Source organism: Achromobacter sp. AONIH1 (assembly GCF_002902905.1).
Classification (GTDB): Bacteria; Pseudomonadota; Gammaproteobacteria; order Burkholderiales; family Burkholderiaceae_B; genus Achromobacter.
The window spans coordinates 123,078-149,348 of record NZ_CP026124.1 but is presented as its reverse complement, the minus strand read 5'-3'; the positions used below and the strand labels follow the sequence as shown (position 1 = coordinate 149,348).

Annotated in this window: 24 protein-coding genes; 8 read left to right on the top strand and 16 right to left on the bottom strand. The window is 69.0% G+C overall.

Translation table 11 applies throughout. From position 1 onward, the window contains the following. Nucleotides 1-153: 153 nt before the first annotated feature. Together C2U31_RS00615 and C2U31_RS00610 are read left to right on the top strand one after the other, a co-directional pair. Nucleotides 154-1,500, top strand: a complete 1,347-nt coding sequence (locus C2U31_RS00615; protein WP_103271159.1) for a cytochrome c — start codon at nucleotides 154-156, stop codon at nucleotides 1,498-1,500. Beyond that, nucleotides 1,497-2,429: a c-type cytochrome gene (locus C2U31_RS00610; RefSeq protein WP_103271158.1), complete on the top strand. Its 933-nt coding sequence runs from the start codon at nucleotides 1,497-1,499 to the stop codon at nucleotides 2,427-2,429. The genes C2U31_RS00615 and C2U31_RS00610 overlap by 4 nt, the downstream gene beginning before the upstream one ends. A 129-nt stretch (nucleotides 2,430-2,558) precedes the next feature. Here C2U31_RS00610 and C2U31_RS00605 read toward each other — a convergent pair whose 3' ends face one another. From C2U31_RS00605 to C2U31_RS00580, 6 genes are all read right to left on the bottom strand, one after another. After that, a complete protein-coding gene (locus tag C2U31_RS00605; RefSeq protein ID WP_103271157.1) occupies nucleotides 2,559-3,968 on the bottom strand; it encodes a PLP-dependent aminotransferase family protein in 1,410 nt (469 codons plus the stop codon). Nucleotides 3,969-4,009: 41 nt separating this feature from the next. After that, nucleotides 4,010-4,168 carry a DUF2474 domain-containing protein gene (locus C2U31_RS00600; RefSeq protein ID WP_103271156.1) on the bottom strand — a complete coding sequence of 53 codons (159 nt, stop codon included), beginning with the start codon at nucleotides 4,166-4,168 and terminating at the stop codon, nucleotides 4,010-4,012. After that, nucleotides 4,168-5,175 carry a cytochrome d ubiquinol oxidase subunit II gene (gene cydB, locus C2U31_RS00595; protein WP_103271155.1) on the bottom strand — a complete coding sequence of 336 codons (1,008 nt, stop codon included), beginning with the start codon at nucleotides 5,173-5,175 and terminating at the stop codon, nucleotides 4,168-4,170. The genes C2U31_RS00600 and cydB overlap by 1 nt, the downstream gene beginning before the upstream one ends. 1 nt (nucleotide 5,176) lies before the next feature. Beyond that, nucleotides 5,177-6,610, bottom strand: coding sequence for a cytochrome ubiquinol oxidase subunit I (locus C2U31_RS00590; protein ID WP_103271154.1), 1,434 nt, complete (start codon nucleotides 6,608-6,610; stop codon nucleotides 5,177-5,179). 256 nt (nucleotides 6,611-6,866) lie between these two features. Next, nucleotides 6,867-7,553 (bottom strand): alpha/beta hydrolase, encoded by a 687-nt coding sequence (locus C2U31_RS00585; RefSeq protein ID WP_103271153.1) that lies wholly within the window; start codon nucleotides 7,551-7,553, stop codon nucleotides 6,867-6,869. Nucleotides 7,554-7,654: 101 nt separating this feature from the next. Then, nucleotides 7,655-8,545: an EamA family transporter gene (locus tag C2U31_RS00580; RefSeq protein WP_103271152.1), complete on the bottom strand. Its 891-nt coding sequence runs from the start codon at nucleotides 8,543-8,545 to the stop codon at nucleotides 7,655-7,657. Nucleotides 8,546-8,705: 160 nt separating this feature from the next. Here C2U31_RS00580 and C2U31_RS00575 point away from each other — a divergent pair, with 160 nt between their 5' ends. Then, nucleotides 8,706-9,602: a LysR family transcriptional regulator gene (locus C2U31_RS00575; protein WP_103271151.1), complete on the top strand. Its 897-nt coding sequence runs from the start codon at nucleotides 8,706-8,708 to the stop codon at nucleotides 9,600-9,602. A gap of 24 nt (nucleotides 9,603-9,626) precedes the next feature. Here the strand turns inward: C2U31_RS00575 and phbB are convergent, their stop codons facing one another. From phbB to C2U31_RS00540, 7 genes are read right to left on the bottom strand one after another with little or no spacing between them, the layout of a single operon-like run. After that, the gene (gene phbB / locus C2U31_RS00570; RefSeq protein ID WP_103271150.1) at nucleotides 9,627-10,388 is read right to left on the bottom strand and encodes an acetoacetyl-CoA reductase; all 762 of its coding nucleotides are present in this window, start codon (nucleotides 10,386-10,388) and stop codon (nucleotides 9,627-9,629) included. Continuing rightward, a complete protein-coding gene (locus tag C2U31_RS00565; protein ID WP_103276200.1) occupies nucleotides 10,378-10,845 on the bottom strand; it encodes a hypothetical protein in 468 nt (155 codons plus the stop codon). The genes phbB and C2U31_RS00565 overlap by 11 nt, the downstream gene beginning before the upstream one ends. 48 nt (nucleotides 10,846-10,893) lie before the next feature. Continuing rightward, nucleotides 10,894-12,018 carry an ABC transporter permease gene (locus C2U31_RS00560; RefSeq protein WP_103271149.1) on the bottom strand — a complete coding sequence of 375 codons (1,125 nt, stop codon included), beginning with the start codon at nucleotides 12,016-12,018 and terminating at the stop codon, nucleotides 10,894-10,896. Between the two features lies 1 nt (nucleotide 12,019). Beyond that, nucleotides 12,020-14,770, bottom strand: a complete 2,751-nt coding sequence (gene rbbA, locus C2U31_RS00555; protein ID WP_103271148.1) for a ribosome-associated ATPase/putative transporter RbbA — start codon at nucleotides 14,768-14,770, stop codon at nucleotides 12,020-12,022. Beyond that, the gene (locus C2U31_RS00550) at nucleotides 14,770-15,837 is read right to left on the bottom strand and encodes an HlyD family secretion protein (protein WP_103271147.1); all 1,068 of its coding nucleotides are present in this window, start codon (nucleotides 15,835-15,837) and stop codon (nucleotides 14,770-14,772) included. The genes rbbA and C2U31_RS00550 overlap by 1 nt, the downstream gene beginning before the upstream one ends. 19 nt (nucleotides 15,838-15,856) lie before the next feature. Further along, nucleotides 15,857-17,368, bottom strand: a complete 1,512-nt coding sequence (locus tag C2U31_RS00545) for an efflux transporter outer membrane subunit (protein ID WP_103271146.1) — start codon at nucleotides 17,366-17,368, stop codon at nucleotides 15,857-15,859. Continuing rightward, on the bottom strand, nucleotides 17,365-19,107 hold the full coding sequence (locus tag C2U31_RS00540) for an alpha/beta hydrolase (RefSeq protein ID WP_103271145.1): 1,743 nt from the start codon (nucleotides 19,105-19,107) through the stop codon (nucleotides 17,365-17,367). The genes C2U31_RS00545 and C2U31_RS00540 overlap by 4 nt, the downstream gene beginning before the upstream one ends. 144 nt (nucleotides 19,108-19,251) lie before the next feature. Here C2U31_RS00540 and C2U31_RS00535 point away from each other — a divergent pair, with 144 nt between their 5' ends. After that, a complete protein-coding gene (locus C2U31_RS00535) occupies nucleotides 19,252-20,001 on the top strand; it encodes a TetR/AcrR family transcriptional regulator (RefSeq protein ID WP_233772573.1) in 750 nt (249 codons plus the stop codon). 93 nt (nucleotides 20,002-20,094) lie between these two features. Further along, entirely contained in the window at nucleotides 20,095-21,648 is a 1,554-nt protein-coding gene (locus C2U31_RS00530) for an EAL domain-containing protein (protein ID WP_369869726.1), read from the top strand. Here C2U31_RS00530 and C2U31_RS00525 read toward each other — a convergent pair. Beyond that, nucleotides 21,645-21,890 (bottom strand): hypothetical protein, encoded by a 246-nt coding sequence (locus C2U31_RS00525; RefSeq protein ID WP_103271143.1) that lies wholly within the window; start codon nucleotides 21,888-21,890, stop codon nucleotides 21,645-21,647. The two genes, C2U31_RS00530 and C2U31_RS00525, sit on opposite strands and share 4 nt — an antisense overlap. 102 nt (nucleotides 21,891-21,992) lie before the next feature. Here C2U31_RS00525 and C2U31_RS00520 point away from each other — a divergent pair, with 102 nt between their 5' ends. The 3 genes from C2U31_RS00520 (at nucleotide 21,993) to C2U31_RS00510 (ending at nucleotide 23,306) form a co-directional block, all read left to right on the top strand. Continuing rightward, nucleotides 21,993-22,592, top strand: coding sequence for a DUF2975 domain-containing protein (locus C2U31_RS00520; RefSeq protein WP_103271142.1), 600 nt, complete (start codon nucleotides 21,993-21,995; stop codon nucleotides 22,590-22,592). Next, on the top strand, nucleotides 22,592-22,849 hold the full coding sequence (locus C2U31_RS00515; protein WP_103271141.1) for a helix-turn-helix transcriptional regulator: 258 nt from the start codon (nucleotides 22,592-22,594) through the stop codon (nucleotides 22,847-22,849). Before C2U31_RS00520 ends, C2U31_RS00515 begins: the two co-directional genes overlap by 1 nt. A gap of 82 nt (nucleotides 22,850-22,931) precedes the next feature. Beyond that, complete coding sequence (locus C2U31_RS00510; protein WP_103276199.1) at nucleotides 22,932-23,306, top strand: DUF4156 domain-containing protein; 375 nt, start codon at nucleotides 22,932-22,934, stop codon at nucleotides 23,304-23,306. Between the two features lie 16 nt (nucleotides 23,307-23,322). Here the strand turns inward: C2U31_RS00510 and kch are convergent, their stop codons facing one another. Both kch and C2U31_RS00500 read right to left on the bottom strand, forming a co-directional pair. Further along, nucleotides 23,323-24,537 carry a voltage-gated potassium channel protein gene (gene kch / locus C2U31_RS00505; protein WP_103271140.1) on the bottom strand — a complete coding sequence of 405 codons (1,215 nt, stop codon included), beginning with the start codon at nucleotides 24,535-24,537 and terminating at the stop codon, nucleotides 23,323-23,325. A 470-nt stretch (nucleotides 24,538-25,007) separates the two neighbouring features. Then, a complete protein-coding gene (locus C2U31_RS00500; RefSeq protein ID WP_103271139.1) occupies nucleotides 25,008-25,808 on the bottom strand; it encodes a response regulator transcription factor in 801 nt (266 codons plus the stop codon). Nucleotides 25,809-26,271: the final 463 nt, after the last annotated feature.

Below are 26,271 nucleotides of genomic sequence, written 5' to 3'. Positions count from 1 at the left end.
CGCCCGGTTTGCTGCCGATCAAACAGCGGCCATAGATTCATGCTGTTCGGTCATATGTTAATTACTAAAAGGCGTAAGCTGATCCCATAGGCTGGACAACGCAGTACGAATTTCCCCGACGTGCGCGCAGGCCAGCGGACACGGAGGGTCAGTATGAGTAAGTTCGGGATCTGGGCGGCGCTGGGCCTTGTGGCCGCGGCAGGCATCGCCATCGGCGGCGCAGAAGCGCTGACCGCCGCCCGCAAGGTCGACGCGCCCGCGCCCGTCGACATCCAGGATCGCAGCCTGGTCCAGGCCGGCGCCTATATCGCGCGCACCGGCGACTGCGTGGCCTGTCACAGCGTGCCCGGCGGCAAGCCCTTCGCGGGCGGCCTGGCGATGCAGACGCCGGTGGGCACCATCTATTCATCGAACATCACGCCCGACAGGAAGACGGGCATCGGCGCCTATAGCTACGCCGATTTCAAGAACGCGGTCCAGCACGGCATCCGCAAGGACGGCACGCCGCTGTACCCCGCCATGCCCTATCCGTCCTACGCCATCATGCCGGACGCGGACCTGCGCGCGCTGTACGCCTATTTCATGGCCAGCGTGGCGCCGGTCGAGCAGCCCAGCGCGGATTCGACCATCCCCTGGCCGCTGAACATGCGCTGGCCCATGGCCTGGTGGCAGCTGATGTTCGCGCCCAAGCGCGAGTTCGCCGCGCCCGCCGGCGCCGACGAGAAGCTGACGCGCGGCGCCTATCTGGTGGAAGGCCCCGGCCATTGCGGCGCCTGCCATACGCCGCGCGGCCTGGCCTACCAGGAAAAGGCGCTGTCGATGGCCGACGGCGACGCCTTCCTGACCGGCGCGGTGATCGACGGCTGGCGCGCCAAGAGCCTGCGCGGCGAGGCGCAGGGTCTGCAATCCTGGAGCCCCGCCGAGATCGCGCTGTTCCTGAAGACCGGCCGCACGGACAAGGTGGCGGCCTTCGGCGCGATGGCCGACGTGGTCGAGCACAGCACCCGCCACTTCGCGGACGCCGACCTGGAGGCCATCGCGGCCTACCTGAAACAGCTGCCGCCCGCCCCGGGCAAGCTGCAGGCTTTCGCGCCCAAGGCCGACACCACCACGGCGGCGTTGCTGGACGGCCGCTACGGCTCGCGCGGCGCGGTGATCTACGTCGAGCAGTGCGTGGCCTGCCACCGCGCCGACGGCCAGGGCATGCCGCGCATCTTCCCGGCGCTGGCGGGCAACTCGGCCGTGTTCGCGCAGAACCCGCAGTCCATCATCCAGATCACGCTCGAGGGCGGCAGGATGCCGTCCAACGCGCAGGACGCGATGGCCTTCGCCATGCCGGCTTTCAATCACTTGAGTGATCAGGACATCACTGACGTGATCAACTTCATCCGCGGCGCGTGGACCAACCAGGCGCCGCCCATCGGCGAGCGTGACGTCGCGCACATCCGCGAATTCCTGGCCGGCAAGAAGCCGAACATCGTCGCCGGAGGCAAACAATGAGCAGGAAACTGAAACTCGCATCGCTGCTGGCCGCGCTGGCGGCTTGCGGCGCCTGGCTGGGCGCCAGCGCGGCCGATGCGCCGGCCACACCGGCTCCCCCGGCCGCCGACAGGCAGGCTCCCGCGCGCACCTTCCCGGTGCTGGACAAGGACGGCAAGCGCCTGCCCGACTACACCATTCCGTCGGACACCGACATCGCCAGGCAGCCCAACGCCGAGCAGATCAACTACGGCAAGCGCCTCCTGAACGAGACGCGCCGCCTGCTGCCCAACAACACCGGCGCCAGCATGAACTGCAACAGCTGCCATGTGCAGCAGGGCAAGAAGCCGATGGGCGCGCCGTACATCAACACGGTGAATTCCTTCCCGCAATTCAATCCGCGCGCCAACCGCGTGGTGACGCTGGAGGACCGCATCAACGGCTGCTTCATGCGCTCGATGAACGGCAAGCCGCTGGCCAAGGACTCGGCCGAGATGCAGGCCATGATCGCCTACATGAAGTGGTTGGCCCAGGACGTGCCGCACGGCGCCAAGGTGCAGATCGAGAACGCCTGGCCCATCGACATGAAGCTGACGCCGAACCCCGAGCGTGGCAAGTCGCTGTACGCGGCGCAGTGCGCGGCCTGCCATGGCGCCAACGGCGAAGGAAAGAAGGACCGCGCCGGCGACATTGTTTTCCCGCCGCTGTGGGGCGATGAGTCCTTCAATATCGGCGCGGGCCTGGCCCGCACCTACAAGGCCGCCGCCTTCATCCGCAACAGCATGCCGATGGGCGTGAACACCCACGGCGCCTGGGGCGAGGGCGATGTGCTGTCGGACCAGGACGCGGTCGACGTGGCCGAGTACTTCACGCACATGCCGCGCCCGGATTTCGCCGGCAAGGAAAAAGACTGGCCGCAGGGCAAGAAGCCGAAGGACGCGCGCTACTGACGCCATTCCGGTGGCGTGAACGATCAGGCCGGCGCCGCGAGGCGCCGGCCTTTTTTTTTTCTGCGGGCATGAACATGATGCGCGGCACCAGTGTGCTGTCCCGCAGATGCGCCCTCAGGAAATCCACCCCTAGCCGCCCATCAGCTTGCCCAGCGTCGCCATGCCCTGTTCCAGCCCGCCGTTCCACGGATGGCCGTAGTTCAGCCGCAGGAAGTTGCCGAAGCCGCCGGTGGCCGAGAACAGCGGACCGGGCGCGATGCTGATGCCGTGGCCCAGCGCGGCGCGATGCAGTTGCAGCGTGTCGATGCGTTCGGGCAGCTCGACCCAGATGAAGTAGCCGCCCTGCGGACGCGTGGCACGGGTGCCCTTGGGAAAATGCCGCGCCACGGCCTGCAGCATCTCGCCCTGTTGCAGGGCCAGCTGCTGGCGGAACTGGCGCAGGTGGCGATCGAAGCCGCCTTTCTCCAGGTAGGCGGCGATGGCGGCCTGGGTGGGCGCGGCGGTGGCCAGGCTGGTGGTGAGCTTGTTGCGCATGATGCGGCGCGTGTAGCGGCCGCCGGCGACCCAGCCGACCCGGTAGCCCGGCGCCAGCGTCTTCGAGAACGAGGAACAGTGCATCACGATCCCCTCGCGGTCGAAGGCCTTGGCCGGGCGCGGGCGCTTGTCGCCGAAATAGAGTTCGCCGTAGACGTCGTCCTCGATCAGCGCCACGCCGTGGCGCGTCAGCAGCTTGACCAGCGCTTCCTTCTTGGCGTCGGGCATCAGGCTGCCCAGCGGGTTCTGGAAGGTGGTCATCAGCCAGCAGGCGCGCGGCTTGTGGCGCACGATGGCCTGGGCCAGCGCGTCCAGGTCGATGCCCTCGCGCGGATGGGTGGCCACCTCGATGGCGTGCAGCTGGTTGCGTTCCAGCGATTGCAGCGCCGCGTAGAAGGTCGGCGATTCCACGATCACCGCGTCGCCCGGCCGCGTCACCGCGCTCAGGCACAGGTTGAGCGCGTCCAGCGCGCCGTTGGTGATGATGATGTCGTCCACCGGCACCGTCAGGCCGTCGGCCAGGTAGCGCAGCGCGATGGCGCGGCGCAGCGCGGCGTCGCCGGGGCTGAGGTCATCGATCGAGCCCCAGGGGTCGAGCTTCTGCACCGTCGACGCCATGAACTTGGCCAGCCGGCCATAGGGCAGCAGCGAGGGATTGGGAAAGGCCGAGCCGAAGGGCAGCATGTCGCGCCGCAGGGTGGCGTTGAGCACCTGCAGCACCTTGTCGCTGACATCCACCGGATGGCGGACGGCAGCGGCGCTGGAGACGGCCTCCAGTTCCGGCAGCGTGGCCTGCGGCGCGCGCAGCACGTAGTAGCCGGAACGGTCGCGCGCGCGGATCAGGCCGCGCGCCTCCAGCAGGTAGTAGGCCTTGAACACCGTCGAAGGGCTGACGCCGCGGCTGGCGCTGGTCTGGCGCACCGAGGGCAGCCGGTCGCCGGCCTGCAGCAGGCCCGACAGGATCGAGCCGGTGATTTCCTCGGTCAACTTCTCATAGCGTTTCATGGCGGTTCCGCGCGGGCGGCCTGCAAGGAGAGGGATTGGGATCAGTGGGACATGCCGATGGCGCGCATGACCAGGCGCATGGACCAGGCCGCCACGCCCAGCGCGGCGACGCTGCCGGCCCAGATCAGCGCCAGCCACAGCAGCCGGCTGCGCCAGGAGGGGAGCGTCGTGGCGGCGCCCTTGTCGGATCGATATTGCATCAGTGATACCCCTCGCCCGCGCGCACCTTGCCGCGGAACACGTAATAGGACCAGGCCGTGTACATCAGGATGACCGGGATGATGGCCAGCGCGCCCACCAGCGCGAAGCCCAGGCTCTGCGGCGGCGCGGCCGCCGTCCAGATCGAGACGTCCGGCGGAATGATGGCCGGCCAGATGCTGATGCCCAGGCCGCTGTAGCCCAGGAACACCAGCCCCAGCGACAGCAGGAAGGGGCCGGCGGCGGGCGCGCCCCGCACGCGGCGGATCAGGTCGAAGCCGGCCGCCGCCACCAGCAGCGGCACGGGCAGGAACCAGAACATATTGGGCAGGCTGAACCAGCGCTGCGCGATCTGCGGCTGCGCCAGCGGCGTCCACAGGCTGAGCGCGGCGATCACGGCCAGCAGCGCCAGCGTCAGCGGCTTGGCGGCGCGGCACATGCGGCGTTGCAACGCGCCCTCGGTCTTCATGATCAGCCAGGTGCAGCCCAGCAGCGCATAGGCGGCCACCAGGCCCGCGCCGGTGAACAGCGAGAAGGGGCTGATCCAGTCCCAGGGACCGCCCTGGTAGACGCGGCCGACGACCGGGATGCCCTCGATGTAGGCGCCCAGCGCCACGCCCTGGAAGAAGGTGGCGCAGATCGAGCCCAGCACGAAGGCGCGGTCCCACAGCGGGCGGTGGCGCTCGTCGGCCTTGAAGCGGAACTCGAAGGCCACGCCACGGAAGATCAGGCCCAGCAGCATGAACACCAGCGGCAGGTGCAGCGCGTGCAGGATGACGGAATAGGCCAGCGGAAAGGCGGCCATCAGGCCGGCGCCACCCAGTACCAGCCAGGTCTCGTTGCCGTCCCACACGGGCGCCACGGTGTTGACCATGACGTCGCGCTCCTCGGCGTCGGACACCAGCGGGAAGAGTATGCCGATGCCCAGGTCGAAGCCGTCCATGATGACGTACATCATGATGCCGAACAGGATGATCACGGCCCAGATCAATGCGAGGTCGATGCCCATCTCAGGCTCCCGAATGCGAGGTTTGCGGCGGCAGGCCGGCGCCGGTGGAGGCGGCGGACAGGGGGCGCGACGGCTGGCGCGGTTCGCCGGGTCCGCCGGACAGGGGGGCGTGGCCGGGGGCTGGCGTGGGACCCATGCGGATCAGGCGCAGCATGTAGGACACGCCGGCGCCGAACACCAGCAGGTACACCACCACGAACAGCGCCAGCGTCAGCGTCAGTTCGCCCAGCCCGTGCGGCGTGGCCGCATCGGCCGTGCGCATCACGCCGTACACCACCCAGGGCTGGCGGCCCACTTCGGTGACATACCAGCCGGCCAGCATGGCGATCAGTCCAGAGGGTCCCATCCACAGCGCGAAGCGTTGCAGCGCGCGGGATTCGTACAGCCGGCCGCGCCAGCGCGTCCACAGCGCCCAGATCGCCAGCGCGATCATCAGCAGACCCAACCCGACCATGACGCGGAAGGACCAGAACACCACCGGCACGTTGGGCCGGTCCGCCGCCGGGTAGGACTTCAGGCCGGGGAACTGCCCGTCCCAGCTGTGGGTGAGGATCAGGCTGCCCAGGCGCGGGATGTTGAGCGCGTAGCGGGTTTCCTCCTTGTCCATGTCGGGCAGGCCAAACAGGGTCAGCGGCACGCCGGCGCCCGGCTCGTTTTCCCAATGGCCTTCCATGGCAGCGACCTTGGCGGGCTGGTGCTTGAGCGTGTTCAGTCCGTGGACGTCGCCCACCACGGCCTGCAGCGGCGCGACCAGCAGCAGCATGCCCATGGCCATCGCGAACATCTTCTTCACCGCCGGGCTGCGGTCGCCGCGCAGCAGGTGCCAGGCGCCGGACGCGCCCACCATCAGCGCCGTGGCCAGGAAGGCGGCGATGCCCATGTGCGCCAGGCGATAGGGGAAGGACGGATTGAAGATCACCGCCAGCCAGTCCGTGGGCACGACCTGGCCGTTGACGATCTCGTAGCCGGCCGGCGTCTGCATCCAGCTGTTGGACGCCAGGATCCAGGTGGCCGACACCAGCGTGCCCAGCGCCACCATCACCGTGGAAAAAAAGTGCAGGCCGGGCCCGACGCGCGACCAGCCGAACAGCATCACGCCCAGGAAGCCCGCTTCCAGGAAGAAGGCGGTCAGCACCTCGTAGGCCAGCAGCGGGCCGGTGATGCTGCCGGCGAAGTCGGAGAAGAAGCTCCAGTTGGTGCCGAACTGATAGGCCATCACCAGGCCGGACACCACGCCCATGCCGAAGTTGACGGCGAAGATCTTGGTCCAGAAGTGATAGAGATCCCGGTACACCGTGGCGCGGGTGCGCAGCCACAGGCCCTCGAGCACCGCCAGATAGCTGGCCAGCCCGATGGTGATGGCGGGGAAGATGATGTGAAAGGAGATGGTGAAGCCGAACTGTATTCGGGCGAGCAATAGCGCGTCGCTGTCCATGACGGTCGTTCCTGGTGCGTGTTGAAGCTACGCCGTCAAAGTAGATCTCCCGGGTTGAACAGTACAGATTCAGAGAAAACTAAAAAAAGCGTATCAGTTTGGCCGCAGATATCGCACAAGGCTTGGTTTCATTGGGGAAATAGCCTGTTTTCCGCAATTCGCATAGTGGGGACGAAGCACAAGAAAAACGGCGCAGCTGGTCCTGGGGGACCCTCTGCGCCGCTGCATGCGTGGCGCAGTGCCACTGCGCCGCTGTTCAGGCGCGCGCCGCCTCGTCGATCAGCGCTGCTACTTCGGGTGCGCGCGAGGCGAGCGATGCGTGGCTGGCGTCCAGCGTGATGACCTTGCGCGCGTTCAGGCGGCCGGACATCCAGGTCTGGTTCTCGGGCGTGATCATGCGGTCCTGGCTGGAGATCTGGTGCCAGCTCGGTTTGTCGCGCCAGGCCGGCCGGGTCACCGTGGTGCCGAAGGCCGAGGCCAGCGGCGCCTTCTGCGTCACGGCCATGACCAGCGCGTCGTCGGCGCTCAGGTCCTGGCAGAAGCTTTCGTGGAACTTGTCGGCGCGCAGCCACAGGTAGCCGTCGCTGTCGGGCGCCAGGTGGGGCGCGGCGGCGGGCGGGCGCTGCTGGGTCAGGCCGCCCGCGCTTTCGCCGGCGTCGGGCGCGAAGGCGGCGATGTAGACCAGGCCCGTGACGTTGGGCTGGTTGCCGGCCTCGGTGATGACGGCGCCGCCGTAGGAATGGCCGGCCAGCAGCACCGGGCCAGGCTGCTGGGCGATCATCTTGCGCAGCCGTTCGGCGTCGTCCGCCAGCGAGGTCAGCGGCAGCTCGACGGCGTGCAGGCCGGCGTGGCCCAGGCGCGACAGTTCCAGGATCACCCGGCTCCAATGGGCGGCGCCGCCCCAGAAACCGTGGACCAGGATGATGGTGGGTTTGCTGCTCATTGGGAGTCTCCCGGGATGGATGGGAGTCCGATCATGCAGCAAGCCGGCCGCGCCCGCCATCGCGCTGACTGCCGGATTTACCTATGCATACACATGCGGTCTCAGCCCGGCGCGCGGCGCGGCGTCGCCGGCGCGGGCGCCATGCGCTGGGCGCGCTGGCTCAGCCAGACGCTGGCCACCACCACCGCCATGCCGACCAATTGGGCGGCGCTCAGGCTCTGGCCCAGCACGCCCCAACCCAGCAGCACGGCCGTCACTGGGCTGAGAAAGCCCAGCGAGGACACCACGGCCGGTTCCAGCCGCGCCACGCCGCGAAACCACAGCACATAAGTGAGCGCGGCGCCGATCAGGCCCAGGTAGGCGATGCCGGCCACGTTCAGCAGGCTGAACGCGGGCAGCGCGGGCTCGGCCAGCAGGGCGGCCGGCGCCAGCAGGATGCCGCCGGCCGTCAATTGCCAGGACGTGAAGGTCAGCGCCGACACGGGCGGTTGCCAGCGGCGACTGAGCACCGTGCCCAGCGCCATGGACGCGGCGCTGGCCAGGCCGGCGACCACGCCGACCGGATCCAGCGCCGCCTTGGGCGTGAGCACCAGCAGCGCCACGCCGCCCAGGCCGGCGGCCGCCGCCAGCACCGCCAGGCCGCGCACCGGCGCGCCCAGCAGCAGCCGCGCCAGCGCGATCACCAGCAGCGGCTGGATCGCGCCCAGCGTCGCCGCCACGCCGCCGGGCAGGCGGTAGGCGGCCACGAACAGCATGGCCCAGAACACCGAGAAGTTCAGCGCGCCCAGTAGGAACACGCGCGGCCACCAGACGCCCTGGGGCAGCTGGCGCACGAACAACAGCAGCAGCAGGCCGGCGGGCAGCGCGCGCAGCATGGCCACGGTCAGGGGAATGCCGGGCGGCAACATCAGCGTCGTCACCACGTAGGTGCTGCCCCAGATTGCCGGCGCGGCCGAGGTGAGCAGGAGGTCGGAACTGCGGTTCGTGGTCATGTCCTGGCAGCGGCCCGGGCCGGTGTCCGTTGAGGGTTTCGGGGAGATCCAGGACCGTGCGTGCGGCGCCTTGGCGTCATGACCGGAAGGCTAATTGAATTCCTGCTTCGTGATAATGGCCATTATGATCGCGATATCGTTCACCAAAGGTAAATAATCCGTGGACCATCTGACCGCGCTGCGGGTATTCCGGCAAGTGGTGGAGCAGGGCGGCTTCGCCGCCGCGTCGCGGCAGCTCGGCCTGTCGCCCGCCGCCGTCAGCAAGAACATCGCCGAACTCGAGGCCCACGTCGCGGCGCGCCTGCTGAATCGCACCACGCGGCGCATGAGCCTGACCGAGGCGGGCACGCGCTACTACGAGCAGGTCGCGCGCATCCTGGACGAGCTGCGCGAGGCCGAGCAGTCGCTCGGGCCGCTGCAATCCGCGCCCACGGGCACGCTGCGCGTCAGCGCGCCCATGTCCTTCACGCTGACGCGCCTGTCCACCGCGATTCCCGCCTTCCTGGCGCGCCATCCGGACCTGTCGCTGGACCTGAACCTGGAAGACCGGCGCGTGGACATCGTCAAGGAAGGCTACGACCTGGCGATACGCGGCACGGACCGGCTGGAGGATTCCAGTCTGGTGGCGCGCCGGCTGATGACCCTGGAGCATGTGCTGTGCGCCGCGCCTGCCTATCTGGCGCGTCATGGCGAACCGGCATCGCCGGCTGACCTGCGCGGCCATGAGTGCGTGCAGTTCACGCTGTCGGGCCATGCCGACGAATGGACCTTCCAGCGCGCGGGGCAGACCCAGCGCGTGCCGGTGCGGGGGCGCTACAAGGTCGGCTCCAGCCTGGCGGTGCGCGATGCCCTGCGCGCCGGCTTCGGCCTGAGCCTGGTGCCGCGCGTGTATGTGCAGGACGATCTGGCGAGCGGCGCGTTGCGCGCCGTGCTGGACGACTGGCGGCCGGTGCAGACCGACATCTACGTGGTGTATCCGTCGCGCCGCCACATGGTGGCCAAGGTGCGCGCCTTCATCGATTTCCTGGTCGAGGAACTGGGCCCGCCCGGGCCCTGAGGCGCGGGCGGGCAGAGGCGGCGCTCAATACATGTGCTGACCGCCGTTCATGGCGATGTTGCTACCCGTCATGAACGCGGCCGCGTCGCTGCAGACGAAGGCCACCAGCGCCGCCACCTCGTCCGGCTCGCCCAGCCGGCCCAGCGGGATCTGCGGCAGGATCTTCTCCTTCAGCACCTCTTCCGGCACGGCCTTGACCATGCTGGTGGCCAGGTAGCCGGGCGAGATGGTGTTCACCGTCACGCCCTTCCTGGCCAGCTCCAGCGCCAGCGACTTGGTGAAGCCGTGGATGCCGGCCTTGGACGCCGCGTAGTTGGCCTGGCCGAACGCGCCCTTGCTGCCGTTGACCGACGAGATGTTGACGATACGTCCCCAGCCCCGATCCGACATGGCCCCGCATAGCGGTTGGGTCATGTTGAACATCGAGTCCAGGTTGCTGCGCATCACCTCGGTCCAGTCCTCGTAGCGCATCTTGCGCAGGCTGGCGTCGCGCGTGATGCCGGCGTTGTTGACCAGGATGTCGACCTGCCGGCCGTCCTGTTCCAGCTGGCGGACCAGCGCCTGGCACGCTGCGTTATCGGCCACGTCGACCTGATACAGCGTGAAGTCGCGGCCCAGCCCGGCCTGTTCGTCCTGCCAGGCGCGGGCGGCGGCCGCGCTGCGGTGATACGTCACCAGGACCTGGTGGCCGGCATCATGCAGCGCGATGGCGATGGCGCGGCCCAGGCAGCCAGTGCCGCCGGTCACCAGCGCGGTGCGTGCTTGGCGGGAAGCGTCATTGGCCATGTCGGGCTCCCGCCTGCGTGGCTTCGCGCATCGCGCCGCAGGCGCTGGCCACCTGGTCGGACATGTTGGACCAGAACTGCGTCACGGGCGTGGCGGCCAGGCCGGTGGCGGCGCCGGCGGCGTCATGCAGCCAGCCGTTCATGGCCTCGCTCCAGCCGGCCGCCAGCGCGGCCTGCTCCTCGAGCGCGGCATGGGTGAGGGCCTTGCTGGCTTCCAGCTGGGCCTGCCATTGCTTGCGGGTGACCTCGCCCAGCGCTGGCGCGATTTCCTGCCAGTTGCCGGACGCCTTGAGCGGGGCCAGGGTGGACAGGTACTCGGCGGCGGCGCCGCCGTACAGGCGTTGGCCCAGCGCTAGCCAGCGCTGCTGGCTTTGCTGGGCCAGCAGGGCGAGTCGCTGGCAGCACGCGGCGTTGGCGCCGAACAGACCCGTGGGCGTGGAGGCTGTCGTTTTCTTCATCATCCGTCCTTTTAAAGTGTCGTGGTAAGGGGCAACGAATACTTGGCCTCAAGCCATCTGGCTGAGGGTCTTGCGAAAGCGGGCCAGCGAGAACATGAACAGCGCGGTGCCGATCAGCGCCAGGGCGAGGAAGGGTTTCCAGACGACGTCGATTCCCGCGCCCCGGTAGAGAATGGCCTGGCCTAGCTCCACGAAATGCGTGGTGGGCGCGGCCAGCATGATGTCCTGCACGAACTGGGGCATGCTCTCGCGCGGCGTGGTGCCGCCCGACAGCATCTGCAAGGGCAGCAGCACCAGCACCAGCAGCATGCCGAATTGCGGCATGCTGCGCGCCAGCGTGGCCATGAAGATGCCCATCGAGGTGGTGGCGAACAGGTGCAGGGCCGCGCCGGCCAGGAACAGGGCGACGGACCCTTCTATCGGCACTTGCAGCAGCCCGCGCACGATGAACGTCAACGATAGCGCGGCCGACGCCAGTACGACCAGCCCCATCGACCACACTTTGGCGACCATGATCTCCGTCGGTGTCACCGGCATGACAAGCAGGTGTTCGATGGTGCCGTGCTCGCGCTCGCGGATCAGCGCGGCGCCGGTCAGGATGATGGACAGCATGGTGACGTTGTTGATGATCTCCATCAGCGCGCCGAACCAGGCCTGGGTCAGGTTGGGGTTGAAGCGCATGCGCACCGCCAGGCCCACCGGCGGCTCGGCGCTGGCGCGGTAGCGGCGCGCGAACTCGTTGATCTCGTCGGCGACGATCTGCTGGATGTAGTTGCTGCCGGTGAAGGCCTGGCTCATGCGGGTGGCGTCCACATTGAGCTGGATCTGCGCCGGCCGGCCGGCCAGCACGTCGCGCTGGAAGTCGGGCGGGATGTTCAGCGCGAAGGTGTAGCGGCCGGCGTCCATGCCGGCGTCGGCCTGCGCCGGCGTCACCATCGCCGGGCGCGTGAAGTGCGGAGGGTAGAAGGCCGAGACGATGCGCGCCGACAGCGGCGAGCCGTCCTCGTCGACCACGGCGATGGCGGCGTTGTGCAGCGACTCGGGCACGGCGGTGGCGGCCGTGTAGATCATCAGCGTGAACGACACCGTGATCAGGATCAGCATCATCGGGTCGCGCGCCAGGCTCCACAGTTCCTTCACGCCCAGTCGCCAGATATTGGACCAGTGCCGCATTTCAGCGCTCCTGTTTGCGCAGCAGCAGCGCCGACGCGCCCAGCGCCACCGGTATGGCCGCCAGCAGCGGCCAGAACGAGGACTGCAGGTTGGACAGGTCCAGCGCCTTGCTGAAGACGCCACGGCTGATGGTGAGCATGTGCGTGGCCGGGTAGACCTGGCCGATCAGCTTGCCCAGGCCTTCCAGCGAGGCGACCGGCGTGAGCAGGCCGGCGAACTGCACCGCAGGCACCAGCGTGCCGATCATGGTGAAGAACAGCGCCGCGATCTGGCTGCGCGTGAAGGTCGAGGCCAGCAGGCCGATGGCGGTGGCCACCACGTTGTAGATCAGCGCCGCCAGCAGCAGCGTGGCGAAGCTGCCCGTGACCGGCACGCCGAACACCGTCACCGCCAGCAAGGCCATCAGCAGGAAGTTCAGCATGGCCAGCGCCACATAGGGCGCCTGTTTGCCCAGCAGGAATTCCAGCCGCGTGACCGGCGTGACGTACAGGTTGATGATGGAGCCCAGCTCTTTCTCCCGCACCACCGCCAGCGCGGTCAGCATGGCGGGCATCATGAGCAGCAGCAGCGGAATCACGGCCGGCACCATCGCCGGCAGGCTGCGCACGTCGGGGTTGTAGCGAAAGCGCGTCTCCACGCTGGCGGTGGCCGCCGTGGAGACGCCCAGGCGCTCGCGCGCCTGCTGCGCCAGCCAGCCCTGGTGCATGCCCAGCACGTAGCCACGGATGGTCTCGGCGCGCTGCGGCATGGCGCCGTCGATCCACACGCCGATCTGCGCCGGCTTGCCGCGCTGCACGTCGCGGGCGAAGCCCTGCGGGATCTCGATGGCCAGTGACAGCTCGCCGCTGCGCATGCGCGCGTCCATGTCCTGGTAGTCCGTTACGGGTCGATGTTCGATGAAGTAGCGCGAGCCGGACAGGTTCAGCGCGTAGTTCTGGCTCAACCCGGTCTGGTCGCGGTCCATCACCGCGTAGCGCAGGTCTTCCACGTCCAGGCTGATGCCGAAGCCGATGACGAACATCAACAGCAGCGAGCCGGCCAGCGCCAGCGTGGCGCGCACCGGGTCGCGCCGCAGCTCCAGCGCTTCGCGCCACATATAGCTCAGCATGCGCTGCGGGCTGAAGCGACGGTGGACGACGGGGGCGGCGGGTTGGGCGGCGGCGTCCTCGATGGCCGGCGCGTCCGCCTTGGCGCCGGCGCCGGCGTCGATCAGGTAGGCGATAAAGGCCTCTTCCAGCGTGGCCGCGCCGCGCTCGCGCGTGATCTCGGCGGGCGAGGCGCTGACCAGCACGCGGCCCGCGTGCATCAGCGACATGCGGTCGCAGCGCTCGGCCTCGTTCATGAAGTGCGTGGAGATGAAGATCGTGACCTGGTCCTGCCGCGCCAGCGCGATCAGGAGGCGCCAGAAGTTGTCGCGCGCCACCGGGTCCACGCCCGAGGTCGGTTCGTCCAGGATCAGCAGCTCGGGCTTGTGCACCATGGCCACGGCCAGCGACAGGCGCTGGCGCACGCCCATGGGCAGGTTCTCGGGCAGCGCGTCGCGCACCGCGTCCAGGCTGAAGCGCGCGGCCATCTCGTCCACGCGCGCGGGAATCTCGGCCTCGGGCACGTGGAACAGCCGGGCGTGCAGCACCAGGTTCTGTTCCACCGTCAGCTCGCCGTACAGCGAGAAGGCCTGCGACATGTAGCCGACGCGGCGGCGCGTGTCGATGTTCCTCGGATCGACCTCCTGGCCGAACAGCCAGGCGCGGCCCTCGCTGGCCGGCAGCAGGCCGGTCAGCATCTTCATGGTGGTGGACTTGCCGCAGCCGTTCGAGCCCAGGAAGCCGAAGATCTCGCCCTTGCGGATGCGGAAGTTGACGTGGTCCACGGCCACGAAGTCGCCGAAGCGCATGGTCAGGTCGCGCGCCTCAATGGCGATCTCGGCCTGGTCGTCCAGCGCCAGCGGCACGATGCGCACCGGCTCGTGGCCGCGGCGCTTCTCTTCGGGCAAGAGCGCGATGAAGGCTTCCTCCAGCGAGGCGGCGCGGCCGCGCGCCTGCAGCCCGGCGGGTGTGTCCTGGGCCAGCACGCGACCGTCGTCCAGCGCGATCAACCAGTCGAAGCGCCGCGCCTCGTCCATGTAGGCCGTGGCCACGATCACGCTCATGGCGGGGCGCTCGGCGCGGATGGCGTTGATCAGGTCCCAGAACTGCGCGCGCGCCAGCGGGTCCACGCCGGTGGTCGGTTCGTCCAGGATCAGCAGGTCCGGGTCGTGGATCAGCGCGCAGCACAGCCCCAGCTTCTGCTTCATGCCGCCGGACAGCTTGCCGGCCGGGCGCGACAGGAAGGCCGCCATGCCGGTGCTGCGCGTCAGGCTGTCGATGCGCCGGCGCCGCTCGGCCGCGTCATGGCCGAACAGCCGGCCGAAGAATTGCAGGTTCTCTTCCACCGACAGGGTCGGGTAGAGGTTCTTGCCCAGGCCCTGCGGCATGTAGGCGATGCGCGGGCAGACGGCGTCACGGTGGCGGCCGTCGGCCATGTCGCCGCCCAGCACCGTCACGCGCCCGTCCTGCGCGGCGCGCGCGCCGGCCACCAGCGACAGCAGGCTGGACTTGCCCACGCCGTCCGGGCCGATCAGGCCCACCATGCGGCCCGCCGGCACGTCCAGCGTCACGTCGTCCAGCGCCAGCACCTCGCCGTAGCGCAGGCTGACGCCGGCCAGCGACGCGACGGGCGGCGCGGCGGAGGGGACGACGGGTTGCGTGGCCATCAGGGCACCCGAACTTCAAGTTGGGCGGGCCACTGCGCGCCGGCATCCAGCTTGATCCAGGCCACGCCGGGCAGGCCGGTCTTGACCTGTTGCAGGTGCTTGTGCAGCAGCTCGGGACTGATCTGGGCCTTCACGCGGAACATCAGCTTCTGCCGCTCGCTGGCGGTTTCCACCGTCTTGGGCGTGAACTGGGCGGTGCTGGCGACGAAGGACACGGCGGCCGGAATGACGTACTGCGGCGCGGCGTCCAGGATGATGCGCACGTCCTGGCCGAGCGCCACGCGGCCGGCGGCCTGCTCGGGCAGGAAGAAGGTCATGTAGACGTCGGCCAGGTCGACCATGTTGAGCACCTTGCCGCCCGCGCCCAGCACTTCGCCCGGTTGCGCCACGCGATACTGCACGCGGCCGGCGCGCGGCGCGCGCAGCTCGCTGTCGGCCAGGTCGGCGTCGATGCGCGCGACCGTGGCCTGCGCCGCCTCGACCGCCGATTGCGCGCCCACCTGGGCGGCGCGCGCGGCCTCGATGGCGGCGGCCGCGGCCGTCACCTGGGCGCGCGCGGCATGCACGGCGGCCTGGACGCTGCGCACGCGGGCGCGGTCGTCGTCCAGTTCCTGGATCGACGAGGCGCCTTCGCGCGATAAGGTTTCGGAGCGCGCCAGGCGCCGGCGCGCGGCGTCCAGCTCGCTCTCGCGCTGCGCCACCACGGCCTGGGCCGCCAGCTTGTCGCTTTCGCGCTGCGCGGTCTGGGCGGCGGCGCTGGCCACGCCGTTGATCGCGCGCTGCTGCTGGGCCACGGCCTCGGCGCGCTGGGCCAACAGGGTATCGACCTGCATGCGCGCCAGCGGCTGGCCGGCGGCGACAAAGTCGCCTTCCTTGACCAGCACGTCCTGCACGCGGCCGGGCAGCTTGGCGGCGACATCGATCTCGGTGGCTTCGATGCGGCCGTTGCCGCTGATGAAGCCTTCGCCGGGGCCGTGGTCGCCCAGCAGGCGCCAGCCCAGGTAGCCGGCGCCAGCCACGGCTACGACGAGCAGGGCGGGAAGCAGTTTCTTGGCGGGTATGCGCATGGGAGGAGATCCTTCGGGTTTATTGGCCGCGAACCGGCGCGGGCGAGGCGGCATCGGCGGGTGTGGCGGATGGGGTGGGCGTCTCGGTCAGGGCAGGCGGGCGCGTGCCGCCGCCCAGCGCCGCGTACAGGCCGACGCGGCTGGACAGCAGCGCGCGCCGCGTCTGCACCAGCTTCTGCTGCGCGGCCAGCAGGTCGCGTTGCGCGTCCAGCACTTCCAGGTAGGGCGAGGCGCCGTGGTCGTAGCGCAGCTGGGCCAGCCGGGCGCGCTCGCCCTGCGCGGCGACGGTGGCGCGCAACACCTCCACCTGCTCGGCCAGCCAGTGGCGCGCCGACAGCGCATCGGACACGTCGCGGAAAGCGCTCTGGATGGCTTTCTCGTAGCCGGCCACGGCCTGGTCGCGGCGCGTCTCGGCCAGGTCCAGCGCGGCGGAGCGGCGGCCGGCGTCGAAGATCGGCAGGCTCAGCTTCGGCGCGAAGCTCCAGGCGCGGCTGCCGCTGTCGAACAGGCCGTCCAGCTCGGCGCTGGCGGTGCCGTAGGCGCCGGTCAGCGTGATGGACGGGAAGAAGGCGGCGCGGGCGGCGCCGATGTTGGCGTTGGCGGCTTTTAGACGGTGCTCGGCCGCGACGATGTCGGGGCGGCTGGCCAGCAGGTCGGACGGCAGTCCCGCCGGCAGGTCGCGCATGACGGCGGCGTCGTCCAGCCGCGCGCCGGCCGGAGGCAGCGCCAGCGGGCCGCCCGCCAGCAGCGCCAGCGCGTGGGCCTGCGCCGCGCGGCTCTGTTCCAGGTCCGCGCCCAGCGCCGTGGCCTGCTGCCACAGCGTTTCCACCTGGGTCAGGTCCAGCCGCGAGATCGCGCCGACCTCGAAGCGGCGCTTGAAGATGCGCAGCGATTCGGCGCGCGAGGCAATGGTCGCGCGCGTCAGCGCCAGGCGTTCGTCCAGCTCGCGCAGCGTCAGGTAGCCGTCGGCCACCTGCGTGATGAGGCTGAGCGTGGCGGCCCTGGCGGCGGCGTCGGAGGCCAGGTAGTTTTGCAGCGCGGCGTCCTTCAGGCTGCGCACGCGGCCCCAGAAATCCAGCTCCCAGCTCGCCATGCCGACGCCTACCTGGTACTGGCTGCTGATCTGCGGCTGGCGCGTCAGGTTCAGGTCGCCCGGCACGCGGGCGCGCGACCCGTCGGCCTGCACGCCTATCGTGGGGAACTGGTCGGCGCGCTGGATGCCATAGAGCGCGCGCGCTTCCTCGACGCGCAGCAGCGCCGTGCGCAGGTCGCGGTTGTTGCGCAGCGCGCTGTCGATCAGGTCTTGCAGGATCGGGTCGGTGTAGTAGTCGCGCCAGTTGACGGTCGCCGCCGCCGGCGTCTCGGCGTCCGCCGTGGGCGCCTGCTCATAGGTCGTGGGCACCGGTGCGGCGGGACGCTGGTAATCGGGCGCCATGGACAGGCAGCCGCCCGCCAGCAGCGGCAGCAGCGCCGCGCCTAGCGCGCGCAGCACGCGCGCGGATGCCGGTCGGGCGGGCAGGTCTGGGGTCATTCCTCTTTCTCCAGGACATAGGCGCCGGGCGCGTCCGCCAGCACGGGATAGCCTTGGCGCGGCGCGCCCAGGGCGGGCGGCTTGCGGGGCTTGCCGGAAAGGCCGGCGAGCCAGCTCGTCCAGGCCGGCCACCATGAACCGTCGTGCGCGGGCGCGGCCTGCAGCCACTCGTCCGGCGTCAGCGTGGGGCCGCCGGCGGGATGCGCCAGACTGCGGTAGCGGCGGCGCGGGTGGCCGGGTTCGCTGACGATGCCGGCGTTATGGCCGCCGCTGGTCAGCACGAAGTCCAGCGGCGCTGGCGTCAGGCCGTGCAGCTTGAACACGGAGCGCCATGGCGCCACGTGGTCGTTCTCGGTGCCTACGCAGAACAAGGGCAGCCGCAGGTCGCGCAGCATCACCGGGCGGCCGTCGACCCGATACCGGTTGGCCGCCAGGTCGTTGTGCAGGAACAGCTGGCGCAGGTATTGGCCGTGCATGCGCGCGGGCATGCGGGTCGCGTCGGCATTCCAGGCCATCAGGTCCGACATGGGCGCTCGCCGGCCCAGCAGGTATTCGTTGATCATGCGCGACCACAGCAGGTCATAGGACCGCAGCATCTGGAATGCGCCGGCCATCTGCCGCGAGGTCAGGTAGCCGGTGCGCGCCATCTGCGCCTCCAGCAGGCTGACCTGGCTTTCGTCGATGAACAGCGCCAGCTCGCCCGGCTCGCTGAAGTCGGTCTGCGCGGCCAGCAGGCTCAGGCTGGCCAGGCGCGTGTCGCCGTCGCGCGCCATGGCGCTGGCGGCGATGGCCAGCAGGGTGCCGCCCAGGCAGTAGCCGGCGGCGTGCACGCGCGTGTCGGGCACGATGGCGGCGATGGCGTCCAGCGCTTCGCCGATGCCGAGCGCGAGATAGTCGTCCATGCCCAGCTCGCGGTCCTGCGCGCCGGGATTCTTCCAGGAAATGCAGAACACCGTATGACCCTGGCGCACGAGGTAGGCGATCAGCGAGTTGTGCGGCGACAGGTCCAGGATGTAGTACTTCATGATCCAGGCCGGCACGATCAGCACGGGCTCGGGGCGCACGGTCGGGGTGGCGGGGCTGTACTGCAGCAGTTCCATCAGCCGGTTGCGCCACACCACCTTGCCGGGCGTGACGGCGACCTGCTTGCCGGGGATGTAGTCGCCGGCGCCCGCGGGCGGCTGGTTGGCCAGCGCGCGCATCGCGTCTTCCCAGGCATGGGCGGCGCTGCGCAGCAGGTTGGCGCCGCCTTCCTGCCAGGTCTGGCGCATCACTTCGGGGTTGCCGGCGATCTGGTTGCCCGGCGACAGCAGGTCCAGCCACTGGCGCGCGGCAAAGGCCGCCAGCTGCGCGTGATGGGGGTCCACGCCGGGCACGCCCTGCGTGGCCTGTTCCCACCACTGCTGGGCCGCCAGGAATCCTTCGCTCCACAGGTTATAGGGCCATTGGCGCCAGCCTTCACCGGCATAGCGGCGGTCACGGGCAGCGGGGGCGTCCGGCGCCTGGGCCGCCGTGACGGGCAGCAGGTAGCGGCCCAGTTGCGCGGCCTGGCGAAATGCCAGGCTGGCCAGTTCAGCCTGTTTGCCCGGGGCGCAGGCCAGGTGCGAGGCCCAGTCCGTCCAGGCCAGCAGGCCGGCCGCGGGCGACAGGCCGCCGGTCCAGCGGGCCATCGCGGCGCGCGCGGCCGTGTCCAGCGTGTTCGCTTTGCTTGCCCATGCGGAATCGGATGAGGTCGGCATGCATGCTCCAGGACGCCGGCGGGCTTGCGCCGCCGGCAGGCGGCCACTCGGGCGTGGAGGCGGGCTGGTGGCCCGGTTCCGGCGCCGGCGGCGGCCGATGGCAGGATCTTGCTGTCATTGTGCCCAGGCGGTCTTGATCATTCCTTGATCAAAGTCAAGTTAGCGACCGGCCAGTCGGTTTTTAATGGACCCGTTCTGTTCAGGAGTGGGGCCATGGGGACTCAGCGGCGCCGGCTTGCGCCGGCTTTGCGGGTCGCGCAGATACTTGACGCGGCGCTGCAGGAGTTTTCGGCTTCGGGATACGCGGGCGCGAGGATGGATGACATCGCGCTGCGGGCGGGCCTGTCCAAGGGCGGGCTGTATGCGCATTTCTCCAGCAAGGAAGCGGTGTTCGAGGCGCTGATCGCGCGTCACCTGAGCCCGGCGCCGCTGGACGTGGAGGCGGTGGTCGACGGCGCCTCGTCCACGCGCGATCTGGCTGAACGCATCGTCGATCAGCTCTATGTAAGCCTGGCCAATCCGGCCATGATCAGCGCCATGCGGCTGTTGCTGGCCGAAAGCGCCCGCGTGCCGCAGCTGGCCGCGCGCTGGCGGCGCGAGACCACCGACGCCCAGCAGGCCTGCCTGGCGCGCCTGCTGGAGCGGGCGCGCGCGCGGGCTGTGCGCGGGCGGCGTGGCGCAGGAACATCCCTGGCTGCTGTTGTCGCCCATCGTGCATACCATGGTGGCCTGCATCCTGCTCGGGCCCCAGGAGCGCATCGACATGGCTGCCCGCAGGCGCGCCCATGCGGCGCTGATCGGCGAACTGCTGGAAGCGGGCGGCGGGCAAGCCGGCGCGCCAGCGCAGATTGGCGACCGGTAGATGAATCCGCGCTCGGCTTGACACCGTCTTGAGCATGGTGTCGTATGCTGTCGCCGGACGCTACGATTCTTTCATCCTTATCCACAAGAGGGGGCGGCTTGCCTACATCGGGAATGACTGCCCGCGTGTCATCGTGGCGTTTCCTGCCCGTTGCGCTGGCCATGGTGCTGCCGGTCCTGCTCTGTGTGGGCTGGAGCTGGTTTCACGCGGTCGGCGAGGTGCGCAAGGACGCGTCGATCGCGGCCGGTGTGGTGCGGGTGCAGACCGGCACCATCCTGACCCAGGCGCGCGAGCTGCTGGTGCGGTTGGTCGACCTGACGGCCAAGGACTGCGGCGAGGCCCTGCCCACCATGCAGCGCTGGGCCACGTTGAATCCATATGTTCGCGCGCTGATCCTGGCGCAGGATGATCGCATCTACTGTTCGTCGGCGGTCGGCGCGACGGACTACAGCATCACCGAGTTTCACCGCTGGCCGCGCAGCATGACGCCGGCCGGTTGGCTGTATACCGCGCAGGGCACGCCGATGGCGCCCGACCGGCCGGCCATCCTGCTGGGCGTGCCGGGCCGGGATGGCCGCAGCGGCGCGGTGGTGGTTGATGGGCGCAACCTGCAGGACATCATCAATTCGGTCGCGACCCTGGGCGACTTCCAGATCGAGCTGACGCTGGGGGAAGGGGCGCCGGTACGCAGTGCGTCCTGGACGGATTGGGCCGGCAGCGTCGAGCCCGTGTACCAGGAGATGACGGACAGCATGAACGGCGCGAAACTGCGCATCAGCGTGGTGGTGCCGCCGCAGGCGTTGGGGCTGGAGTGGCAGAAGCTGTTGCGGACCTACGTGCCTTTGTCGTTGCTGGCGGGCGCGCTGCTGGCCTGGGCGGCATATCGCCTGCAGCGCAGCCGCCAGTCCTACCGGGAACAGTTGCGCCGCGCGATGGCGGCGGGCGAGTTCCATGTGGAGTACCAGCCGGTGTACAGCCAGGTCACGGGCCGCTTCGAAGGGGTGGAGGCGCTGATGCGCTGGATGCGTCCGGGCACGGGGCTGGTGCGGCCCGACATCTTCATCGCGGCGGCCGAGCAGGAAGGCGTGATCATCGAGCTGACCCAGCATCTGCTGGGCCTGATCGAGCGCGACATGCGCGAATGGGACACGCCGCCGGGCTTTCATGTGGGCGTGAACATCGCGCCCGAGCATCTGTCCAGCGAGGATCTGGTGCCGGACGTGCGCGCCTTCGTCGCCGCGACGGCCGCGCGCCAGCCGCTGCTGGTGCTGGAAATCACCGAGCGCAGCCTGATCGAGGACAGCGGCCGCGCCCGTCGCAACATCGACACGCTGCGCGCCGAGGGCGTGCGCGTGGCCATTGACGATTTCGGCACCGGCCATTGCTCGTTGTCCTATCTGCAGAAGTTTCCGGTGGACTACCTGAAGATCGACAAGGGCTTCGTGCATGCCATCCAGCCGGATGGCGAAGAGGCGCCGGTGCTGGACGTGATCATCATGCTGGCGCACCGGCTGGGCCTGTCGGTGGTGGCCGAAGGCGTGGAACAGCGCTTCCAGTTCGACTACCTGACCGAGCGCGGCGTGGCCTTCATCCAGGGCTATCTGTTTTCCCGTCCTTTGCGTTCGGCCGATTTCGTGGCCTGGCACGCGAGGCAATCGCAGCCGGTCGTGCCGGATTAGCCGGCGTCGCGCAGGCAGATGCAGGGCGTTGCGGGCCGCGCGGGCCCGCGCTCCAGCGTCAATCGGGGCAGGCCAAGCGGCGAATAGCGGTTGCTCAGGGACCATTGAACCCGCAGACGCAGGCCGCCATCGCCGGCACGCGCGCAGCTTGCGTCGTCGGAAGCCGAGGTGCCGGCGGGAACGAGCAGCAGCAGCGCCAGGCCCAGCGCCGCGAGACCGGCGATGGGTTTCAGGAATCGCATGAGGCTTGGTTTTCGGGGTTAAAAAATTATTGTTTTACGATAATTATTTGCTACACTACAGCAATTGATAGTGCTCCGCAACGCTCGCCAGGACTTTCCGTGATGCTTCATTTCTCCACGCCGCAGTCGGCCGCGGCCATCAGCGATGGCGCTCGTCGCATGGCGCGCATCCGCCGCCTCTCGCGCTGCATGCGCTGGCTGCTCGCGGCCACGGCCGTCCTGTTCGTCGTCCTGGCCGTGGCCATCTGGTTCCTGAGTTCGGATGCGGCGCTGACCCGCAGCCTGCACGCGCTGCTGGGCATCACCGATCCGTCCCGCGCGCCCGCGTTGCAGCTCGGGCCGGGCTATCGGGTGGCGGGCTTCTCATTGCTGGGACTGCAGCTGGCGCTGGTGCTGCGCGGCATCGCGCATGCCCATGCGATGTTTGGCGACTTCGCGCGCGGCGAAGTGCTGACCTCGGCCACGGCCCGTCGATTGCGCGGCATCGCGTTGCTCATCACGCTGTTCGCGTTGTGCTCGCCGCTGGTGAAGATGCTGCTGGTGCTGCTCTTCACCTGGAACGCGCCCGGCGAGCCGCACATGCTCATCCACATCCAGCTGGAAGACATCCTGCTGGGTCTGCTTGGCGGCCTGCTGTTCGCGCTGGCCTGGGCCATGGAAGAAGCGGCGCACGTGGCCGAAGAGAACCGGGGGTTCATCTGATGGCGATCGTGGTCAGGCTCGACGTGGTGCTGGCGCAGCGCAAGATGAAGGCGCGCCAGCTCGCGCAGGAGATCGGCATCACCGAACCCAACCTTTCCCTGCTGAAGTCGGGCAAGGTCAAGGGCATCCGCTTCGATACGCTGGCCCGCATCTGCGAAGTGCTGCAGTGCCAGCCCGGCGATCTACTGGAGTACGTGCCGGACGAGGCCGCTGGCATGGCCGCGGCGGACGCCGGCTTCGATTTCCGCCTCGACTGATTCCCCCTGTTTCCCAACGCCGTCCGCGCATGCATGAAGCATGGCGCGGCGGTTTCACACGCCCCTACGATGGATGATCATCATGCAAAGTCCGCAGTGCCGCCGCCATGTCCGGTCGCTGATCCTGTTGCTTTCCGCCTGCGCCCTGGCGGCCTGCGCGCCCACGCCGCTGGCCCCCGGGGCCGCGAGCAACGTGCGCATCACGCACAACGAGCCCGGCAAGGGCTGCGCGTTCCTGGGCGACGTGACCGGCAGCCAGGGCGATTTCCTGAGGGGCGCGATCACGTCCAATGCCGACCTGGAGACGGGCGCCCGCAATGACCTGAAGAATCGCGCGGCGGCGATGGGCGGCAATGTCGTATACCTGCTGACGCAGCGGGCCGGGCAGACCGGCCGCAAGGATCATTCGGAGCAGACCAACGTGACCTTGACGGGCAACGTGTACCGCTGCGAGTGAGCGGGGCTGCCTGGCGTCAGGCCGGTTCGGCGGCGGCCGGGCCGGCCTTGGCGAAGAACAGATCGGTGATGGCCTGGCTGTCCAACGGTTCGCCGTTGATGGCGCGGGCCAGCAGCTCCGCGCCCAGCAGCTGCACCGAGAACACCATGTCCGGCCGCACGCGTCGGATTTTTTCCAGGTGCTTGCTGGTGTTGACCAGCGCGACCGTCTTGGCGCCCTGGCCGGCGGTGGCTTCCTGGGTGGCCAGCACGATGAAGGCGTTCTCCGCATCGTCGTCGCGCAGCGCCAGCACGTAGCGGGCGCGGGTCACGCCGGCCGCGCGCAGCACCTCGACGCTGGACGGGTCGCCTTCGATGAGGTCGGCCGTCGCCGGATATTCCTGCGGCACGCCGGCGGGCACGATGACGGTGACTTCGTCGCCGCGCCTGCGCAGTCCGTCGTAGACGCTGAGCGCCAGCGGCGTCGCGCCCGCGATGATGATGTGGTTCTTTCTCATGGCGGTGGAGAATCGGCCCTTGACTAGGCGTTTCAGGTTGCCGCCGATCACCGGGCCGGCGATGGCGCTGACGGAGGTGGCGAACACCGTGATGCCGAGGATGATAATCGACGCGGTGAACAGCCTGGCCGCGCCCGAGTGCGGCGTGATGTCGCCATAGCCCACTGTCGACATGGATACGATGGAAAAGTACAGCGCGGTGCCGGCGTCGTGGACGGGCGGATTGAATTCATCGCCCAGGTATAGCGTGCCGAACACCGCGTAGATCAGGAGCGACAGCACGCTGACCAGGGCGAACAGCGAGCCCGCCATGACGCTGGCCCGGTCGAAGCGGCGCCAATAGGCCATCAGCGCCAGGATCAGCACCAGCGTATAGATGCCCAGGCCGGCGTGTCCGCTGTCGCCCAGGATGGCGAAGGTGCCCACGCCGATCAGCAGCACCAGCGAGAAGGCCCAGGCGATGCGGGCCTTCAGGATCAACCCCAGCGCGATCACCTGCAGGCCCACGCCCAGCACCAGCCGCGGAATCTCCAGCAGCCCGACCACTTGCATGATCTCCTGCCAGTTGTCCAGCGCCAGCCAGAACGAATACTCGCGCGCCTGCACTTCGCGCAGCACGGGGTGCATGAACGCGTAGCCATCCAGCGCGACGAGGAAGGCCAGGCACCAGTTGGACGGGAACAGCGACGTCAGCTTGCGCAGCCGCCGCAGGAGCGGGGAGGGGGACAAGGGCATGGGACCGGGGATTGTCGATGCCGCCCATTTTAGGACGGTGAGTAAGGTCTGCCGCTATACCTATTATGTATGGAAGGCTATCAACAAAGAATTACGATAAATCCGAGCCTGGTCCTAAACTTCCTACATCACGCTGCGATCCGAAAGGAACGCCGCTGATACGGGCGAAAAGCCCGCCAGCAGCAAGGCGGACGATTTCCCGTGTATTGCACGCAGCGGTCGGGGCGGGGACTAGAGACCCCGCACTGACTCACGGTTCACTCCGAGCGTGAGTAGTGAGGCACGAATGTTGGAATCGCGTGATCCAGGTAGAAGGCATCAGTGCCGGCTGATGGCTCCTGTTCACGTGTTGTTTTAGCGCGGCGTCTTACCTTCGGGGCAGCGCCGCGTTTTTTTCGCCTGCTTCCTGCCTGTCGCTTCCGGACGCGGATCCATCCCGGGTTTGCGCATATTTCCCTTCCAGATTGTATTCAGTATGACGTCGCGTTCGCGACGGCCGTATCGCGTCGCCATTCTTCGGCGCCATCGTCGGCCTGCGCGCGCTCGTCCAGGTCCAGCTTGATGTCGGCCGCGAACATATAGCCCCAGCCGTGCACCGCGCGGATGGGCAGGGTCATGTGGTTGGCCGTGGCCTTGCGGCGCAGGCGGCTGATCATGACGTCGACGAAGCGGCGGCGCGTGACGCCGCTGTCGGCGTCGTCCGCGCCGTCGGCATAGAAGGCATCGCGGCTGACCTTGCGATCCGGCGCGTGCACCAGGCGCGACAGGAAGTCGCGCTCTCCGGTGGTCAGGCCCATGGTGCGCCCGCCCGGGCTGATCAGGGTCCAGCCCTTGTTGGCCAGCCGCCATGCGTCGCTGGGCGGCTCTCCGTTGGCCGGAATATCGCCCGGCTCGGCGTCCATGCCGGCCGCGCGCCGCACCAGCGCCTGCAAGACCGCGGCCAGCTCCAGTCCGCTGACCTCGGGCGACAGGCAGGCGTCGGCGCCGCACAGCAGCGTGCGTATCCGGCTTTCGGCGTCGGGAAACGCGGCGATGGCGACGATGCCCAGGCCCCGGTCGATGCCGCGCAACCGCACGGCCGCGTTATGCACGTCGGGCAGCGGCGCTTCCAGCACCACCAGCGGGCTCGGGCGCCGGGAGTAGCGCTCGTACACATCGACCAGTTCGTGGCAGCGGCGCACGTTGAAACCCAGATGGGACAGCGCCTCGATCAGTCTGGCATGCCTGGCGTCGTCCTTGCCCAGGAAAATGACATCCAGCGTGTTGTTCATTGATGCTTCCAATGAGACTGCGCGGCGCAGCCGCCGCGTGGAAAGGGGGCGCGGGCGTTACCGGATGGTATCCGCCCGGAAGGCAAGGGATCCGGCCGAGGGGCCGGCGGTCTGTCGGTCGTCCATGGCCCGGTGGCGATGGCTTCTTGCCCGTGCAGTCCGATCCTTGCGTGTCATGCCCCTCTCCCTGTGCCGCCCGCTCGGCGTCGCAAGCGTGGCGGTGTTGTTGGAATGCGGGCGAGTGGTTGCACGGATGGCGGAAAAGGTCCGCGTTCCGGCTGCGGTTGCCGGCTGGCAGGCACGGGGTCCGGGCGGCGCATGGCCTGGCGTTCTGCGCCTTTGGCCGCCGATGACCCGGTACTGCTTGGAAGTCACGCCCGTGTTTCATTTAAACACGGGCGTGTTTTTTTGTGAAGATAAGTTTCTGTAGTTTCTAGCGGTAACAGATGCGATTGCTCAAATC

Excerpts from the sequence above, each read along its gene's own strand:
- C2U31_RS00615 (WP_103271159.1), top strand. The coding sequence starts at position 154 with ATGAGTAAGTTCGGGATCTGGGCGGCGCTGGGCCTTGTGGCCGCGGCA.
- C2U31_RS00610 (WP_103271158.1), top strand. The coding sequence starts at position 1,497 with ATGAGCAGGAAACTGAAACTCGCATCGCTGCTGGCCGCGCTGGCGGCT.
- C2U31_RS00605 (WP_103271157.1), bottom strand. The coding sequence starts at position 3,968 with ATGAAACGCTATGAGAAGTTGACCGAGGAAATCACCGGCTCGATCCTG.
- C2U31_RS00600 (WP_103271156.1), bottom strand. The coding sequence starts at position 4,168 with ATGCAATATCGATCCGACAAGGGCGCCGCCACGACGCTCCCCTCCTGG.
- cydB (WP_103271155.1), bottom strand. The coding sequence starts at position 5,175 with ATGGGCATCGACCTCGCATTGATCTGGGCCGTGATCATCCTGTTCGGC.
- C2U31_RS00590 (WP_103271154.1), bottom strand. The coding sequence starts at position 6,610 with ATGGACAGCGACGCGCTATTGCTCGCCCGAATACAGTTCGGCTTCACC.
- C2U31_RS00585 (WP_103271153.1), bottom strand. The coding sequence starts at position 7,553 with ATGAGCAGCAAACCCACCATCATCCTGGTCCACGGTTTCTGGGGCGGC.
- C2U31_RS00580 (WP_103271152.1), bottom strand. The coding sequence starts at position 8,545 with ATGACCACGAACCGCAGTTCCGACCTCCTGCTCACCTCGGCCGCGCCG.
- phbB (WP_103271150.1), bottom strand. The coding sequence starts at position 10,388 with ATGGCCAATGACGCTTCCCGCCAAGCACGCACCGCGCTGGTGACCGGC.
- C2U31_RS00565 (WP_103276200.1), bottom strand. The coding sequence starts at position 10,845 with ATGAAGAAAACGACAGCCTCCACGCCCACGGGTCTGTTCGGCGCCAAC.
- C2U31_RS00560 (WP_103271149.1), bottom strand. The coding sequence starts at position 12,018 with ATGCGGCACTGGTCCAATATCTGGCGACTGGGCGTGAAGGAACTGTGG.
- rbbA (WP_103271148.1), bottom strand. The coding sequence starts at position 14,770 with ATGGCCACGCAACCCGTCGTCCCCTCCGCCGCGCCGCCCGTCGCGTCG.
- C2U31_RS00550 (WP_103271147.1), bottom strand. The coding sequence starts at position 15,837 with ATGCGCATACCCGCCAAGAAACTGCTTCCCGCCCTGCTCGTCGTAGCC.
- C2U31_RS00545 (WP_103271146.1), bottom strand. The coding sequence starts at position 17,368 with ATGACCCCAGACCTGCCCGCCCGACCGGCATCCGCGCGCGTGCTGCGC.
- C2U31_RS00540 (WP_103271145.1), bottom strand. The coding sequence starts at position 19,107 with ATGCCGACCTCATCCGATTCCGCATGGGCAAGCAAAGCGAACACGCTG.
- C2U31_RS00525 (WP_103271143.1), bottom strand. The coding sequence starts at position 21,890 with ATGCGATTCCTGAAACCCATCGCCGGTCTCGCGGCGCTGGGCCTGGCG.
- C2U31_RS00520 (WP_103271142.1), top strand. The coding sequence starts at position 21,993 with ATGCTTCATTTCTCCACGCCGCAGTCGGCCGCGGCCATCAGCGATGGC.
- C2U31_RS00515 (WP_103271141.1), top strand. The coding sequence starts at position 22,592 with ATGGCGATCGTGGTCAGGCTCGACGTGGTGCTGGCGCAGCGCAAGATG.
- C2U31_RS00510 (WP_103276199.1), top strand. The coding sequence starts at position 22,932 with ATGCAAAGTCCGCAGTGCCGCCGCCATGTCCGGTCGCTGATCCTGTTG.
- kch (WP_103271140.1), bottom strand. The coding sequence starts at position 24,537 with ATGCCCTTGTCCCCCTCCCCGCTCCTGCGGCGGCTGCGCAAGCTGACG.
- C2U31_RS00500 (WP_103271139.1), bottom strand. The coding sequence starts at position 25,808 with ATGAACAACACGCTGGATGTCATTTTCCTGGGCAAGGACGACGCCAGG.